The organism is Staphylococcus sp. EG-SA-2 (assembly GCF_017152085.1).
This window is the reverse complement of sequence record NZ_JACYHC010000960.1, coordinates 1-872: the sequence shown is the minus strand read 5'-3', so window position 1 is coordinate 872 and position 872 is coordinate 1. Positions and strand designations below refer to the sequence as shown.

The following is an 872-nucleotide window of genomic DNA, read 5'->3' as shown; positions in this document are numbered from 1 at the left end:
AGTATTTCTTATGCATGAGTTTTACTCATGTATTCCTATTTTTAAGTACACATTAGCTGTGGCTAATGTGTAAGAACCACTACATAATAAATCATTAGTGGCTCTTTATCATTTCTGTCCCACTCCCATCTGTCCGATTTTTTGAATTTGAAGATAAAAAAGCATCTAAAACGCATAAGAAGATAACTCTACTTCTTCAAAATTACGTTATAGATGCTTTTTTATTAATTCATATGCATGTCGTGAATTTTCATCATTAAACCGTGTGGGACGTCATCATGTTTAACAATCTCTTGTTTATAAAATGTCTTCCCATCATCTTTAGAAACTAATTTTACAAAGTCTCCTTTTTTCGGTTTGAAATCATTAGATGGTTCTACTTTGATATTATGTTTGACTAATCCATCTTTTTCACTTACAACTTTTTCTGCATTTGTATTACTATTCATATAACCAAAATAAGTCGTTTTTTGACTAGAAAAAATCATTAAACATACAACGGCAATACCAATAACAATCAATGCTATAGATAAACCTAGACCCATTTTTTTACCCATTTATAGACTCCTCCATTTTTCAAAAACACCTATTATCATGAGAACATAATTAATACTAATTTTAGTCACGCATTAGAAACACTTTAGTTTTCGATAGTTTTACGTTCTGTCTTTTTACCCCAGTATTGATAATAAGTACATTCTATATATCCATTAAATAACTTACGTCGCTTCGTTGCTTTACGATCTACTAAATATTCAAATTCTTTATTACTTGTTAAAATGTATGTAGATAAAAATGGATGTTGTTTCATTAGTTTACCAATATAACGGTACATTTCTTCAACTTCTTCACGATCACCAATACGTTCACCA

The 872-nt window shown here is 29.5% G+C and carries 1 protein-coding gene and 1 pseudogene; both read right to left on the bottom strand.

All coding sequences use genetic code 11. From position 1 onward, the window contains the following. Nucleotides 1-224: 224 nt before the first annotated feature. A complete protein-coding gene (locus IDG60_RS16680) occupies nucleotides 225-557 on the bottom strand; it encodes a DUF4889 domain-containing protein (protein WP_000516795.1) in 333 nt (110 codons plus the stop codon). Nucleotides 558-640: 83 nt separating this feature from the next. Next, nucleotides 641-872: pseudogene (locus tag IDG60_RS16675) on the bottom strand (class I SAM-dependent RNA methyltransferase); the annotation flags it as partial.

Excerpts from the sequence above, each read along its gene's own strand:
- IDG60_RS16680 (WP_000516795.1), bottom strand. The coding sequence starts at position 557 with ATGGGTAAAAAAATGGGTCTAGGTTTATCTATAGCATTGATTGTTATT.